Origin of the sequence: Bathymodiolus platifrons methanotrophic gill symbiont, assembly GCF_002189065.1 — a bacterium.
Classification (GTDB): Bacteria; Pseudomonadota; Gammaproteobacteria; order Methylococcales; family Methylomonadaceae; genus Methyloprofundus.
The window spans coordinates 1-15,648 of sequence record NZ_BDMN01000292.1 but is presented as its reverse complement, the minus strand read 5'-3'; the positions used below and the strand labels follow the sequence as shown (position 1 = coordinate 15,648).

Sequence of the window (15,648 nt, the reverse complement as noted above, 5' to 3'; positions counted from 1 at the left end):
TGCCGATCGACTGTATCATGCACTGGGCAGAGAACCCCCGATTCATCAGCAAAACGGGCGCCTGGTTCAAAACCTATCTGCAAATGAAGTTCATTCTGTTCTAAAATATTGTCGTTTGAAAAGATAATTTCTTCCACTTTCCAAGGCGATTGTAAGCCTAAAGCCATACTAAATAAAGATTCATTATTCATGGTATTATTATCGCACTACCCACTAGGATTCACATAGAGCCAAAAAAAACAGATCCTTTTTGCTCCTGCTTATTAATTTATGCTCTATTACTTAGGTTTTATTGCCTTGTGCATGATAATAATATGATTTCACCCAACAAAGTAGCATCATTTTTTATGTTGCTGGCTTTATCCAGTTTCGCTAAAGCCGAACAACCCAGGCTGACACTACAAGTAGCAATTAACATTGCTGAACTAGATAATCCTAGCCTTGCGCAAACCCAGGCTCGCTCCAGAGCTATGTCCGCTATACCGTCACAGGTCGGCACTTTACCCGACCCGGTGATTAGCTTTACTGCTTTAAACCTGCCAGTCGATACCTTTGATATCGCCCAGGAAAATATGACTCAAATGCAGGGAGGCATTTCCCAGGCAATTCCTTTTTTTGGTAAATTAGCCTTACGCGAGCAGGCAGCAACATTCCAGTCAGAAGCCGCATTTTATGATGTAACTGAAGCTCGTTTTCACCTTTTACGAGATGTCAAAAACACCTGGTGGGCTCTATTTTATCTGGATAGGGCTTTGGATATTATCGCTACTAACCAGTCCCTGTTACGTCAATTTGTTAAAATTGCCCAGACTAAATATGAAGTAGGTGAAGGCCTACAACAGGATGTCTTATTAGCACAACTGGAATTATCACAACTGTTAAATAATAAGATCAGATTAATAGGTAGCCAAAATAAAATAAAAGCCCAATTAAATGCTCTGCTGAACAAACCTGCAAACCACGCTTTTAGCCTACCGGATCAAGTTGTAGAAGATCTACCCATCCTGCAAGCAGAACAAGACTTGTTTAATCAGGCTGAAAGCTATCGATCTATACTGGCTTCCAGGCGCAAATCTATCCATGCTGCGCAATCACGACTTGACCTGGCTAGAAAAGATTTATTACCTGATTTTACTGTCGGTGCTTATTATGGCGGTCGCGAAGATACGCTTTCCGGGGAAAAACGCGCTGATTTTCTCAGCCTAAAACTCAGCATGAATGTACCCATTTTTGCTGCTAGCAAACAACAAAAAGCAATTGATCAACGCAGTAGCGAATTAATGCAACAACGCTACGCCATGCAGGATCAGTGGAATAAAGTGCGTGCTGAAATATCAACAGCTTATAGTGCGTTTCAGCAAACTAAGAGCCAGTCATTGTTATTTAAAAACGGAATTATCCCACAAGCAAGACAGACCGTTGCCTCCATGCTGGCCGGCTACCAGGTAAACAAAGTCGATTTTTTAAATCTGGTACGTAGCCAGATTACTTTATATAACTATGAGACTCAATACTGGAAAGCTTTAAGCGAAGCTAATCAGGCATTAGCACAATTGACTGCCGTCGTTGGTAAGGAAGAAATCTATGAATAAGTCCATATTGATTATTGCTCCCTTGATGCTAATCATAGGATTAGCAAGTGGCTATTGGCTAGCAGGCTTACAACTGATGAATATTCAGCCCACAGAAACACATGCCGAACAGAAAATATTATTTTTTCGCAACCCAATGAATCCTTCTGTCACCTCGCCTACCCCAGCAAAAGATTCAATGGGAATGGAGTATATACCCGTTTATGCCGACCAGGAAAGTATCGATGAAACACCTGTGGGAGGCGTTGAAATTGATGGTGTTACTGTACAAAACATGAGCGTGCGTACTGCCAAAGCAATTAAAACCGCACTATCTCATACGGTACGCGCTGTAGGCCGGGTTACCTATGATGAAGAACGCATGGTGCACTTACATCCCAAAACAGAAGGCTGGATTGAAAAACTGAACATTGATAAAACCGGACAATATGTAAAAAAGAACACGGATTTATTAAGTATTTATTCACCACAATTAGTCGCTAGCCAGCAAGAGTATATTTTAGCTCTAAATAATCTTAAGGCACTAGAAAAAAGCCCGATTAAGGATATACGCGATGGTGCAGAGAATCTAGTCAAAAGCTCTCTGGAAAGATTAAAATTACTGGATGTACCAAAGCACCAGATTCACGAACTGGAACATAGCCACAAGATAAAAAAAAGCGTACATATTCATGCTCCTAAAGCAGGCATTGTCATGAAGATTGGTGCGCGGGAAGGACAGTTTGTAACCCCCACAACTGAAATTTACATGATTGCAGACCTAAGTAAAGTCTGGGTGCTAGTGGATATTTATGAATATGAGTTACCCTGGGTAAAACAAGGAGATTCTGTAGAAATGCAACTGGCAGGCATACCCGGCAAAACTTTTATGGGCCATCTTGCTTATATCTATCCTTATGCAGAAGCTAAAACCCGTACCATTAAAGTAAGACTGATATTTGACAATCCAGACTTGTTATTAAAACCCGAAATGTTTGCCGATGTCACTGTTTATGCCGGCATGAAACCAGATGCCATTGTTATTCCTGCAGAAGCAGTCATCCGTTCTGGTTCACGTAATCAGGTTTTTGTGGTGCGAGCGCCTGGAAAGTTTGAGCCTCGCTTGGTTACTTTAGGCTTAGCTTCGAACGGTAAAGTGATAGTAGAAAAAGGACTTAAGGAAGGTGAAGAAATAGTGGTTTCTGCACAATTCCTGATTGATTCGGAATCAAAACTTAGTGAAGCAACAGCTAAAATGCTGGAAGCGATGGACCTCCAGCATCAAGCTGCTGAACATGAACTTATGCAACACCAGGAAATATTGCCAGCTAACGAACTTAAACCTGTTGAGATGAATCACCCAGACCACCCAATGGAGTCGAATAATGATTAAGACTATCATTGATAGCTCAATCAAAAACCGTGCTTTGGTATTGCTTATGGCTCTGGCACTTGGACTGGGAGGCGCCTGGTCCTATAAAAACATGCCCCTGGATGCGATTCCTGATTTATCAGATGTACAGGTGATTGTTTTTACCAAATACCCCGGACAAGCTCCACAGGTTGTTGAAGACCAGGTCACCTACCCTTTAACAACAGCAATGCTCGCAGTTCCATATTCCAAAACCGTACGCGGCTATTCCTTTTTTGGTTTATCGTTTGTTTATATTATTTTTGAAGATGGTACCGACCTTTACTGGGCACGCTCTCGGGTTCTAGAATCATTAAACTATGTCAGCAGCCAGTTACCACAGGGAATCACCCCAACGTTAGGACCCGATGCAACAGGTGTAGGCTGGGTATATGAGTATGCCTTAGTAGATAAAACAGGCCAACATGATTTAGCACAGTTACGTACACTGCAAGACTGGTATCTACGCTATCCCTTACAAACAGTCAAAGGTGTTGCTGAAGTTGCCTCAATTGGTGGCTATGTCAAGCAATATCAGGTTGAAGTTGATCCCAATGTATTACAGGCTTATGGCATCCCATTATCTAAAGTCAAACAGGCAATTATACGCTCTAACAATGATGTGGGCGGCCGCCTGATTGAAATGGCCGAGACTGAATACATGGTACGCGGTTTAGGCTATATCCACTCAGTTGAAGACCTGAATGTAATTCCAGTCGGCGTTGATACTAATGGAACGCCGATACGCTTACAGGATGTCGCCCATGTTCATATAGGCCCTGAACTACGTCGCGGCCTAGCCGAACTGGATGGTCAAGGCGAAGTTGCAGGTGGAATTATCATTATGCGTTTTGGTGAAAATGCACAGGCAACCATCACTGCCGTTAAAGAAAAGCTGCAAGAACTTAAAAAAGGTTTGCCGACAGGTGTAGAAATTATCCCTGTCTATGACCGGGGAAACCTGATTGAACGCGCAGTAAAAACATTGAATACCGCGTTAATCCAGGAATTGATTATCGTCAGCATTCTAGTAGGCCTGTTTTTATTGCACTTACGCTCCTCATTAGTCATTATCATCACCCTGCCCCTGGGTATTTTAATCGCTTTTATTATCATGCGTTATCAGGGTTTGAATGCCAATATTATGTCTCTGGGAGGAATCGCCATAGCCATTGGTGATATGGTGGAAAACGCACATAAACATTTAGCGGATGCACGCCTGAAAAAAACAGGGATTTAACAGCTAATGAACGCTGGCAAGCAATTAACGCCGCTTCACGAGAAGTTGGGCCCGCTTTATTTTTCTCGCTATTAATTATCACCGTTTCATTTATTCCCATTTTTACCATGCAAGCGCAAGAAGGCCGCCTATTCAGCCCACTAGCGTTCACCAAGTCCTATGCTATGGGAGCTGCAGCAATTTTAACTGTGACAGTTGTACCCGTGTTAATGGGCTACTTTATTCGCGGAAAAATCACTCCCGAACAGAAAAACCCCGCCAATCGTATCTTACATTTCCTACATACCCCTGTTTTATCTTTAGCCATGCGCTTTCGTAACATAACTTTATTGATTGCACTGCTATTACTGGGTTCAAGCTACTATCCTCTATCTAATATTGGTAGTGAATTTATGCCTCCCCTAGATGAAGGTGATATTTTGTATATGCCAAGTACATTTCCTGGTATTTCCATCACCAAAGCTAAGGAACTCTTGCAACAAACTGATAAGATTCTAAAAACATTTCCAGAAGTGCAGCATGTTTTCGGAAAGGTGGGTAGAGCTGAGTCAGCCACTGACGCAGCTCCGTTATCCATGATGGAAACCACCGTTAGCCTAAAGCCCAGGGAGCAATGGCCAGATCCCGATAAAACAACACAACAATTGATGCATGAAATGGATAAGGCCATTCAGTTTCCTGGAGTTGCCAATGCCTGGACCATGCCGATCAAAACCCGTATTGATATGCTATCAACAGGCATTAAAACACCGATAGGTATTAAAGTTTCCGGACCCGATTTAAATGTATTACAGGATATTTCACTACAGATTGAATTAGCCATGAAAAGCTTACCAGAAACCCTATCTGCTTATGGTGATAGAGCGGTAGGAGGCTATTATCTGGACTTTGATATTAATCGAGTTGCAGCCGCCCGCTATGGCTTGACGGTGGGTGATGTCCAAGATGTGGTGCAAAGCGCCATAGGCGGCATGAATATCACAGAAACGGTTGAAGGTCTGGAACGCTACCCAGTTAATCTACGCTACCCACGTGAACTGCGAGACAACCTGGAAAGTCTGCAGCGGGTTTTAATTCCCACACCAACAGGCAGCCAAATTCCCCTGGCTCTAGTTTCCACATTAAACCTTAGGCGTGGCCCCCCAGTTATTAAAAGTAAAAATGCCCGCCCGAATGCCTGGATTTATGTGGATATCAGCTCTTCTGATATTGGGGGCTTTGTGCACAAAGCCAAACAGGTACTAGCCGAAAAAGTTTCTATCCCTGCCGGTTATACAATCACCTGGTCTGGGCAGTTTGAGTATATGCAACGAGCAGCTGAGAGATTAAAAATTGTGATCCCCATCACTTTTTTAATTATCTTCTTTTTACTGTATCTGACCTTCGGTAACATCACTGAACCGATGATAGTTATGCTAACAGTTCCTTTTGGGCTTATCGGGGGGATCTGGATAGTCTATCTTTACGGTTTCAATTTATCGGTCGCGGTATATGTTGGTTTTATTGCCCTGGCAGGCACAGCAGCGGAAACAGGCGTTATGGTGTTAAATTTTATCGATATTGAAATTGCAAAATTACGTCAACAAAAACAACAACTTTTATCAGCGCCAGAAATTAGCAATGCAGTCGCCACAGCGACCGCTTTACGAGTACGCCCGGTTGCAATTACTGCCATTTCAACGATGATTGGTTTAGTTCCTATTATGCTAAGTAGCGGTACCGGCGCTGATGTTACTCAACGCATAGCGGCACCCGTTTTAGGTGGCATGGTAACAGTTCTATTACTGAGTTTACTGGTATTTCCTGTTATTTATAGTCTGGTGTTACAGTTCCAGGAACAACGAAAAAGACCTGAAGTGACTTAAAAAGAGTAACTTCTCATTATGTGGGGGCATGGGCGGCTCGCCCATGCAAACGGGCAGGCTGCCCATACCCCCAAAAAAATCTTGCCCGTGAATAATGAGTAATTACTAATGACGCTCTCAATATACTGATTCTTATTATTTATTTTAATAATGGCTGTGAGTTGTACGTAATCAGAAAAATTTATAAACACCCACTCCAATAATAATTAAAACAACAACTGACCAGCCAATCCAGTCCATATATTGACGCAGTTTGCTTTCAAAGCGCTCGCCCCCCCATGCCAATAAACCAGCAACCAGAAAGAAACGCCCGCCACGCCCAACAAAAGAAGCAAGCACAAAAGGCAAAAACATCATGGACAGTGCTCCGGCAGCAATAGTAAAGACCTTATAAGGGATGGGTGAAAAACCCGCAATTAATATAGCCCAGAAACCCCAATCCTTAAACCACTGCTCCGCCAATTGATACTTAGACCAATAATGTGAACCTTCCAGCCAGGGTTGAATCATATCAAAGGCAAAAAAACCTATCGCATAGCCTAGCATTCCGCCTAACACTGAAGCAATCGTGGTAATCATTGCCAGGCGCCAGGCTTTTTCTTGTTGCGCAAGAACCATCGGAGCAAGCATTACATCTGGTGGTACGGGAAAAAAAGAAGATTCGGCAAAACTTAAAATCGCCAGATATTTACTTGCATGGCGGTGCTTAGACCCTTGAATGGCTTTATCGTAGAGTTTTTTGAACATGAAATAAATAACAGAATACGTGAGATATTAAGGATAAATAGATTAGGGCTCAAGTATCTCATGTTTTATAAAAATTAATGAATTTAAAAACCCAGCCACGCCCTTAGGAATCAGAATTCAATAATATCCGCAAGCACTGCCAGTCCTTCGAGGACTGGCAGTGCTACAGTAAAAATATTTCGGGCTTTATTAAATCCACGTTTGGAACTAGAGCTACTGAACCAGCACCGGCACAGCACTTAACAATTTTTGCGTATAGCTGTGCTGAGCATGCCTTAATACTTGATTGACAGGCCCATGTTCTACAATTTTACCCTGATACATGACCGCTATTTCATCTGCTATTTCCGCAACGACAGCAAGATCATGGGTGATAAATAAATAACTGATATTCTGTGTTTTCTGTAAACTTTTTAACAACTCAATAATTTGCTTCTGTACCGATACATCTAGTGCGGATGTGGGCTCATCACAGACAATTAACTTCGGTTTAACGGCCAATGCTCGTGCGATACAAATTCGTTGCCGTTGCCCTCCTGAGAATTCATGAGGGTAGCGATATAAGGCCGTTTCATCTAAACCCACTTGTTTTAATAAATCGGTGACTATAACGATACGATCTTGCTCATTGATATCCTTGTGCATAGCCCAGACTCCTTCAGCAATAATATCCAGCACTAACATTCTGGGGTTCATTGCAGCAAATGGATCCTGAAAAACAATCTGCATTGCTGAGCGCTGTTCTCGCAACTCTTCCCTTGAAAGAGATGCCAGATCCACTCCTGCAAACTCAACTTGACCCGCTGTGCTGGGGATCAAATTTAGCAAGCCCTTACCCAACGTTGTTTTGCCACAACCAGATTCACCGACTAATGCTAAGGTCTTACCTGCTTCTAATGTAAAACTCACATCATCTACTGCTTTTACATAATCAACTACTCTCTTGAATAGCCCTTTTCTAATGGGGTAATGTACTTTAAAACCTGTTAGTTTTAAAATAATATCCGCTTTTGGCTTCCCGTGTTCAGCACAACAATTGATATCTGGGAGAGCATTGAGTAATTTTTGCGTATATTGATGCTTTGCGTGAGTAAAAATTTCCTTATTTTCAGCAACCTCCACAATTAACCCTGATTGCATAACCGCAACCTGATCTGCCATATTCGACACCAAGGCTAAGTCATGACTAATCAGCCATAAAGCCATCCCATTTTCTTGCTGTATTTTTTTTAATAATTGTAAGATCTGTGCCTGAATGGTGACATCCAATGCAGTCGTCGGCTCATCAGCAATTAAGAGGTCCGGCTCACCTGCCAGAGCGATTGCAATCATGATACGTTGTCGCTGCCCCCCTGATAACTGGTGTGGATATTCATTAATACGGCGCTGTCTATCAGGAATTCCTACCTGCTCTAATAAAGACAATACTTTTTCTATGCACTGTTGCTTATTTAAAGAGAAATGTATTTGTATGGTTTCAGCAATCTGCTGCCCAATCGTCATCACTGGATTCAGGGAACTCATCGGATCCTGAAAAATCATAGCTACACGCTGACCACGTACCTGACATAATTCAGCTTCAGGTGTACGTAAAATATCAATATCTCCTAGCTGAATTGCATCTGCCTGTAGATAAGATTGAGCGGGATGTAGGCGCAAGACAGACAAAGCAGCTAATGATTTTCCCGACCCCGACTCACCAACCAGAGCAAAGGTCTCACCTTTAAAAATATCAAAGCTAATACCGTTAATGACTGGCTGTCCGGCAAAGCTTAGCTGTAAATTCTGTACACTTAATAAAGGTTGCTTCATGACTGCGCCCTTCTAGGGTCAAAGGCATCTCGCACAGTATCGGCAAATAAATTTGCAGATAATACCAGACCAAACATAAACACAAAAGATGCCGCCAGGGACCACCACACAACCGGCTCTCTTGCCATTTCCAGGCGCGCACCATTGATCATATTACCCCAGCTATACGTCGTTGGATCGACACCAATATTAACGTAGGACAGTACTGCTTCGGCTAATACCAGTGAACTAAAATCCAACACTACTGAAATCAGGACGATATGCATAACGTTCGGCAGAATATGACGGTATAAAATCTGATAACGCGGAACACCTAACGCTTGTGCTGCCTGTACATACTCCATTTCCCTTAACTTTAGTGTTTCAGCGCGTAGCATTCGGCATAGACCTGTCCAGCTGGTTACTCCCAGAATTAAACAGAGAAATAATAAACGCATATCTGCACGTGTAACCAGACTGGTAAACTGATCCTGATGATTGGCCATATAAACCTGCACCATTAATATTGACGCAGCGATTAATAAGACCCCGGGAATAGAATTTAAAGTGGTATAGATATATTGAATGACATCATCAACCCAGCCACGAAAAAAACCGGCAAGAATACCAAAAATAATCGCTAGGGGAAGCATAATCAAGGTTGTTAATGAACCAATGACCAGGCCAGTACGTATGCTTTTAATTGCCTGATAAAATACGTCTTCGCCCACCTTATCCGTACCCATCACATGATAATAAGTGGATAATTCAAACAACATAGTACTGATACTAGCCAGTAAAAAGAGCGTAGCAAAAACTGTATTCACTGATTTGCAACTAAAAAACCGTAACTTCTTCAACCAGTGATAACCACAAAACAGAATAATGACTAACCCCGCACCGAGTGCCCAGCCTTGCATAGCTTTAGCTAAAATATCGCCTGTTTTTTCCGTTTCAACATTAGTTAAATGACTGGCCGCATATTGCAGGCGCTGATAGCCCCAGGTATTGGCTTGATCAGGAGTCACAATTAACTCTTTACTAAATGAATAGGCCGAGAAAGGTGCTGAATAGCTTTTTTCCTGATGTAATCGTATCGGATCTACACAGTAGTCCAGCAGACTGATTATGTCATGACTATTAGCATTACTCGGTTTAAAGTGTACCGAGTCTAATAGCCCAATTATAATAAAAAACACTAAAAAAACCAGGGATGCCATAGCTGTTCTGCTATTGGCGACTTGTTTCCATGGGCGTACAAAATGTTCTTTTTTACGCAGACTAAAAAATAAAATAGTGATAACTGAAATAAGTATATAAATCAGTGCATCAGTCCATAAAATAATCATAAATCTATTTTTTGTAGAGCAGACTTTAGTCTGCTATAGACAGTGTAGGGCACGGCTTTAGCCCGCCATTATCAATAACTATGTTAAAAGGCGGGCTAAAGCCGCGCCCTACAAGGGTAACAAAACTATTTTATCGCCGTAACTAGAGCATTGACTTCACAGCGGTTAGTTAGCCCAATCTCTTTAAAGCCTGCTTGTTCAAGTTGTTGCAAAGAAAATGATTCACGCATCACATGATTTTCCGATTCATCAGAAAATAAATGCACTATCCAGTGCTGTAAAACATCCAGCTTATTAACTTCTATCAGCGCCTTAAAATAACCAGCTACTTCATTTTGAATGGTACGAGTATGCGCCGTTAGATCATCCAGGCCATAACGATCACCATTAATAAACTTTCCACCAGGTTTTAATACCCGATAAATTTCTGTAATGACTTCAGCACGATAAATATCCAGGAAATTATGCAAAGTATACGCAGAAGCCATTATATCCACGCTAGCCGATGCAGTGTTACTTAACACACTTAAAGCATCGCGCCCATCAAAAGTAAGTCGCCCTTGCTCTACCCATTGTTGTAGGTTTTGTTTAGCCTGGCTTTGCATTGTTGGCTCGCTATCCACAGAAACAACCTTGATAGACTCACTTGATGATAAAATTGATAAAGTAGTGATCCCCGTTCCACCGCCCAGTTCCAGGACTGAAAGAGTTTTATCCGAATGAGTTTTGGCGAACTCTGCAATAGACTCACCAACAAATCGACTCATCTTTGCAGCTAAAGGACAAATCAATTTTAAGGTTTCATACTCTTGCCCTATAACGCCTGAAAACATGACATCAAACTGCTTATTATCCATACTTATTTAGACTCTTTTTTACTCTCAAATAAAGCCAGCTGTTCAGCCGTGGCCGGCATTTGAAATTGATCCTTCCAGTCACTATAAGGCATGCCATAAACATATTCTCTAGCAGCATCATAATCCATAGATACGCCTTTAGCTTCTGCAGCAGCCATATACCATTTAGCCAGACAGTTACGACAAAAGTCCGCTAAATTCATTAAATCAATATTTTGTACTTCAGTATGCTCTTGAAAATGTGCAATTAACTGTCTAAAAGCTGCGGCTTCAAGCTCTGTCTGTGTATTTACGTCCATTATTCCCCCTGAATAAATTATTTATTCTAGCAGAAAGCCCCATCAGTTCATGTACAAAAGTAAAAAAAACACCTACAATTATGAGATTATTTGCTTTTTTAAATCTAATGTTTTTTTAGCATATATACTATCGCTCTATTAAAGCCATCAGCCAGGGCTTAATTCCTGCATATCTTCGTAAGTAGGCCAGGGCTTTAACCAATGCATAACATTTTAATATTTCCAGACATTGTTTTTTACGTTTAAACCCCCATTTCTACTTTCATGAATAAAATAATCTTTGATTTCTTCCCTATCGTCCTGTTTTTTATTGCCTATAAGAACTATGACTTATACGTAGCCACGGCTGTTGTGATTGTAGCGACCTTTATTCAGGTTACCTATAACTGGTTCAGACATAAAAAAGTAGAAACCATGCAATGGGTCACCTTAGGCCTAATGGTGACTATGGGCGGCGCAACTCTGTATTTGCAAGACGAGCAATTTATCAAGTGGAAACTCACTATTATAGAATGGCTATTTGGCGGGGTATTACTCGGCAGTCATTTTATCGGTAAAAAGACTATTATCGAAAAAATGATGGGCGCTAATTTAGAACTGCCCAATAAAATCTGGTCGATATTGAATTTTGTCTGGGCGCTATTTTTTATTAGTGTAGGTTGTATCAATATCTACGTTATGTTTAATTACAGCACCGAAGAATGGGTAAACTTTAAAACCTTTGGTGTCCCCGCCATGATGGCTGTTTTTATTTTGCTACAGGTTGGTTTTATGTATAAATATATGCCAGACCCAGAACCCGAGTCGGAGGAATAAGCAATGCTATATGCCATCCTGAGCGAAGATATTGCAAACAGTCTGGAAAAAAGAATGTCCGCACGTCCAGCACACTTGCAGCGTTTGCAAGATCTACAAGATGAAGGCCGTCTTGTTATCGCCGGCCCTCACCCAGCTATTGATAGTAATTCACCTGGAGATGCCGGATTTACCGGAAGTCTTGTCGTTGCTGAATTTACTAGTTTAGAGCTTGCAAATAACTGGGCAGATAGTGACCCCTATATGGCTGCAGGTGTTTATGCAAAAGTTTCCGTAAAACCTTTTAAACAGGTATTCCCACAATGACCGTTGATTTAATTAAATCATTACTCACAGAATCCTTAGCACCAGAGCTACTTGAAATAGCCGACAATAGTCAGGCTCATGCAGGTCATGCTGGTGCTCAAAGTGGTGGTGGCCACTACCATGTACGTATTGTATCTGATGCATTTTCAGGTAAATCGTTAGTACAGCGCCATCAACTAATTTATAAAGCCCTGGGTGACTTGATGAAACATGAAATTCACGCCCTGGGCATTGATGCTTTCACCCCAACTGAGTCACACTAAAGGAAAATGACTATTATGAAATTAAAAGTAATCCCTCTCTTACTTGCCGGGTCTGTATTAGCAGCTTGCCAGCAAAACACTAATAACATCACTGCTCCTAGCATTCAGAAAGAAGATGCTGTTGCAGTTGTCAATGGTGAATATATCAGTAAATATGCACTGGAAACTTTGACAACAGAAGTCAGTGAACGAGCTCGTGGACAAAAGATCCCGACTGAAAAGCTTATTGATGAATTGGTTAGAAGAAAATTATTAGTTCAACAAGCCAAAAGTAAACATCTGGATCAAAATCCTGAAACACAACAACGCTTAGTTATGATGCAAAATGCGCTGTTATCACAACTTACTATTGAAGATTACATCAAGTCAAACCCGGTAACCGATGCTGATTTACAAGTAGAATATGACAAACAAATGGCTTCAGTATCAGGGACTGAATACAAAGCACGCCATATTTTAGTTGTTGAAGAAAAAGATGCTATTGCAATCATTGTTGAACTTGATAAAGGCGCTGACTTTGCTGAATTAGCTAAAACTAAATCTACAGGACCATCAAAAACACAAGGTGGTGATTTAGGATGGTTTTCATCCAAACAAATGGTTGCACCTTTTTCAGAAGCAGTTGCCGCTCTAGAAGATGGCACGTACACAAAAACACCTGTTAAAACCCAGTTCGGCTGGCATGTGATTATACGTGAAGAATCAAGAGAGCAAACACCACCTCCACTTGAGGCGGTTAAAGCACAGTTAGAGCCTTTAGTACAAAGACAAAAATTGACTGCTTATCTTGATTCATTACGCGAAAGCGCTAAAGTTGAAATCCTTTTTCAAGAAGAAGCTCCTGCTCCTGCGGTTATGGCACCTGCACCAACTGAAACCGTTGAAGTTAAAACAGAAGAAGCGCCTAAAACTGCGCCTGTTGAAACTGCAAAGTAATAACTACGTTACCGCATTAATACGACTGCTAGCCCCAACGGCTGGCAGTCGTATTATCAAAACAGTTTATTAGAAAAAAGAAGAGACCCCACTCTTCATATCCATTACCTTATTTCTGTAATTAACGGCTGCATCATCCTTTCTGCTTGACACAAATAACCGCTACCAAATAAATTCAGATGATTCAGGATATGGTATAAGTTATACAAAGTCTTACGTGTTTTATACCCTGAATCTAAAGGCCATGCCTCTTCATAAGCCGCATAAAAATCTGCACTAAACCCGCCAAATAACTCCGTCATCGCAATATCCGTCTCTCGGTCGCCGTAGTAACAGGCTGGATCATATATAATAGCTCGCCCCTCCGCATCTGCTGCTGCATTGCCTGACCACAAATCACCATGTAATAAAGATGCCTGAGGCTGATAGGAAGAGAAAAATTCGGGGATAAGTAAGCATAGTTGCTCACCTTGTTGCTGAATTTTTCCAGTATAGCCATTCTCAGACGCCAATTTAAGCTGAGCCATCAAACGTTGTTCCTGCCAAAAATTCACCCAGTTATTATCCCGGGTATTTCTCTGCTGATTACTGCCAATAAAATTATCATGATGCCAGCCAAAATAATCTTGCCTGGTTTGGTGTAGTTCAGCTAATTGCCTACCCAATTGTTGCTGAGTCGTCTGATTTATTCCTTTTAATGCAACATATTCCAGCACTAAAAAAGCGTAGTCTTCAGCCGCTCCATAAGTAATAGCTTATGGGATACGTAAGGTTTTAGTTTGCGCCAGTTCATGTAGACTTAACGCCTCCACTTCAAACATATCCAGCAAACTGACGCGATTCAATTTAACAAAGTAACTTTTCTCTACACCTTGCAAATGATAAACCTGATTAATATCTCCGCCTTGCATTTGATCAGCCTTCACCAAAGTAAAGCCTTGTACAGTCGCCTGTTCAATCTGTTCGATAACTGTTTGCCAATTATTCATTATCTATACGTCGCCTTCATAAGTACTTGCTGGTATTTCTTCTAGTATTTTGTCCGGCAATGAAAAATTTCTGCCACAAAAAAAGCTAGTAACCACTCAGCGTAATTTACATTTAAAAATCAATACTATAAATTACTTGTAGGATGAGCAAAGCTTTATTACTCCCTTATTAGAGTATTTTATTAGCTAAAATCGACTGGCTTTCTTTCTTGCTTCTTTTGCTCCAGCATGATCGCCCATCTGTTCACGAGCTGCTGCAATCAATAGCCAATTCTGTTTTTTTAAATTGGCATTACCTTCAGCTAATAGTTCAGATTTTTTTGCTAGATTTTCGGCCAAATCAGGCTGCCCTTGCTGCAGCCTTAACGAAGCTAATTTATATAATAACAAAGCATTGCGAGGCTCTATACGCAATGCACGCTCAATAGTTGCCACGGAATTATCTAAATTACCTTGTTTGTAACTAACATCTTTCTGCAAGCAACGCAACAACGACATTAGAGGATTTTTTTGTCTGGTATTTAACATCAAGTTCCTGTTGTTTAAGAATAACAGCATCCTGGACACCTTTAAGCTCAGCTGTCTGCTCCGCTTTTGTTTTGTCAGAAGGACTGCCCGAATAGTCAGTTGAGTTAGTTCTTCCGTAGACAGGCGCTGGTTCTTGCTTGCTGGCAAATCCACCACACCCAGCTAATAACCAGGTAATACAAATAAGTAAGCTGGTTTTTATCAAAATTGTAGACGTAATAAGCCCTGACCTTAAAGGCAATTCAGGTTGATAGCTAATAGCATTACATTGTTTATATTCTGGAAATAACTTATTCAATACAAAAAAGGGTATTACCTTAAAATAATTCAAAATCTTCATCTTTAATAATTTTCTAGTTAGGACATTATCTTTGCCTGCTTCGTAAGGTGATTAGCGGAAAAGAATAGTCCAGATTACGCAGGATTTTTTTTGTTCATCTTCAATGCGCGATTACAGGCGCATAGTTTCGCTATGTCACTGTAGTCGCAACGCCGAAAAAGAGCAAAAAACAAGTAAGTTGGTATGTTCTTTGACAGAAATCACCTACGGTCTTTTGCATTTTAAAAAGCTAGCAAAAATATAAGACTGAAGCCAGTGCAATACGCGGTTACTAATTTTATTTTGCTAACGATTGACAATGCCTGCCAATCTAAAGTTTTACGCTTTTTATAGTTTAACC

At 41.1% G+C, this 15,648-nt stretch carries 13 protein-coding genes and 3 pseudogenes; 7 read left to right on the top strand and 9 right to left on the bottom strand.

Features of this window, described 5'->3' with window-relative positions; all coding sequences use genetic code 11:
• A pseudogene (locus tag CDZ78_RS15460) lies at window positions 1-191 on the bottom strand (ISL3 family transposase); the annotation flags it as partial.
• Window positions 192-314: 123 nt separating this feature from the next.
• On the opposite strand from CDZ78_RS15460, the gene CDZ78_RS15455 reads away from it, so the two are divergent.
• The 3 genes and pseudogenes from CDZ78_RS15455 (at window position 315) to CDZ78_RS15445 (ending at window position 6,087) form a co-directional block, all read left to right on the top strand.
• Window positions 315-1,592, top strand: a complete 1,278-nt coding sequence (locus tag CDZ78_RS15455) for a TolC family protein (protein WP_087870809.1) — start codon at window positions 315-317, stop codon at window positions 1,590-1,592.
• Window positions 1,585-2,964, top strand: coding sequence for an efflux RND transporter periplasmic adaptor subunit (locus CDZ78_RS15450; protein WP_087870808.1), 1,380 nt, complete (start codon window positions 1,585-1,587; stop codon window positions 2,962-2,964). The genes CDZ78_RS15455 and CDZ78_RS15450 overlap by 8 nt, the downstream gene beginning before the upstream one ends.
• Window positions 2,957-6,087, top strand: a pseudogene (locus tag CDZ78_RS15445) (efflux RND transporter permease subunit). Before CDZ78_RS15450 ends, CDZ78_RS15445 begins: the two are co-directional and overlap by 8 nt.
• A gap of 171 nt (window positions 6,088-6,258) precedes the next feature.
• Here CDZ78_RS15445 and CDZ78_RS15440 read toward each other — a convergent pair.
• The 5 genes from CDZ78_RS15440 to CDZ78_RS15420 form a co-directional block, all read right to left on the bottom strand.
• On the bottom strand, window positions 6,259-6,834 hold the full coding sequence (locus CDZ78_RS15440) for a YqaA family protein (RefSeq protein WP_087870807.1): 576 nt from the start codon (window positions 6,832-6,834) through the stop codon (window positions 6,259-6,261).
• 213 nt (window positions 6,835-7,047) lie between these two features.
• A complete protein-coding gene (locus CDZ78_RS15435; protein ID WP_087870806.1) occupies window positions 7,048-8,646 on the bottom strand; it encodes an ABC transporter ATP-binding protein in 1,599 nt (532 codons plus the stop codon).
• Window positions 8,643-9,974, bottom strand: a complete 1,332-nt coding sequence (locus tag CDZ78_RS15430) for an ABC transporter permease (protein ID WP_087870805.1) — start codon at window positions 9,972-9,974, stop codon at window positions 8,643-8,645. Before CDZ78_RS15430 ends, CDZ78_RS15435 begins: the two co-directional genes overlap by 4 nt.
• Before the next feature lie 125 nt (window positions 9,975-10,099).
• Window positions 10,100-10,831, bottom strand: coding sequence for a class I SAM-dependent methyltransferase (locus CDZ78_RS15425; protein WP_087870804.1), 732 nt, complete (start codon window positions 10,829-10,831; stop codon window positions 10,100-10,102).
• A 2-nt stretch (window positions 10,832-10,833) separates the two neighbouring features.
• A complete protein-coding gene (locus tag CDZ78_RS15420) occupies window positions 10,834-11,130 on the bottom strand; it encodes a DUF1244 domain-containing protein (RefSeq protein WP_087870803.1) in 297 nt (98 codons plus the stop codon).
• Window positions 11,131-11,394: 264 nt separating this feature from the next.
• Here CDZ78_RS15420 and CDZ78_RS15415 point away from each other — a divergent pair, with 264 nt between their 5' ends.
• Genes CDZ78_RS15415 through CDZ78_RS15400 form a run of 4 tightly spaced genes read left to right on the top strand, consistent with a single transcriptional unit; the run spans window position 11,395 to window position 13,451 of the window.
• A complete protein-coding gene (locus tag CDZ78_RS15415) occupies window positions 11,395-11,946 on the top strand; it encodes a septation protein A (protein ID WP_087870802.1) in 552 nt (183 codons plus the stop codon).
• A 3-nt stretch (window positions 11,947-11,949) separates the two neighbouring features.
• Window positions 11,950-12,252: a YciI family protein gene (locus CDZ78_RS15410; protein WP_087870801.1), complete on the top strand. Its 303-nt coding sequence runs from the start codon at window positions 11,950-11,952 to the stop codon at window positions 12,250-12,252.
• Window positions 12,249-12,515 (top strand): BolA family protein, encoded by a 267-nt coding sequence (locus tag CDZ78_RS15405; RefSeq protein ID WP_087870800.1) that lies wholly within the window; start codon window positions 12,249-12,251, stop codon window positions 12,513-12,515. The genes CDZ78_RS15410 and CDZ78_RS15405 overlap by 4 nt, the downstream gene beginning before the upstream one ends.
• Window positions 12,516-12,530: 15 nt before the next feature.
• Complete coding sequence (locus CDZ78_RS15400; protein ID WP_087870799.1) at window positions 12,531-13,451, top strand: peptidylprolyl isomerase; 921 nt, start codon at window positions 12,531-12,533, stop codon at window positions 13,449-13,451.
• Window positions 13,452-13,555: 104 nt separating this feature from the next.
• Here the strand turns inward: CDZ78_RS15400 and CDZ78_RS15395 are convergent.
• The 3 genes and pseudogenes from CDZ78_RS15395 to CDZ78_RS15385 all read right to left on the bottom strand — a co-directional run bounded on the left by CDZ78_RS15395 (window position 13,556) and on the right by CDZ78_RS15385 (window position 15,299).
• Window positions 13,556-14,440 (bottom strand): annotated as a pseudogene (locus CDZ78_RS15395) (fructosamine kinase family protein).
• A 186-nt stretch (window positions 14,441-14,626) separates the two neighbouring features.
• A complete protein-coding gene (locus tag CDZ78_RS15390) occupies window positions 14,627-14,875 on the bottom strand; it encodes a tetratricopeptide repeat protein (RefSeq protein ID WP_140414107.1) in 249 nt (82 codons plus the stop codon).
• 28 nt (window positions 14,876-14,903) lie between these two features.
• A complete protein-coding gene (locus tag CDZ78_RS15385) occupies window positions 14,904-15,299 on the bottom strand; it encodes a hypothetical protein (protein WP_140414106.1) in 396 nt (131 codons plus the stop codon).
• Window positions 15,300-15,648 lie beyond the last annotated feature (349 nt).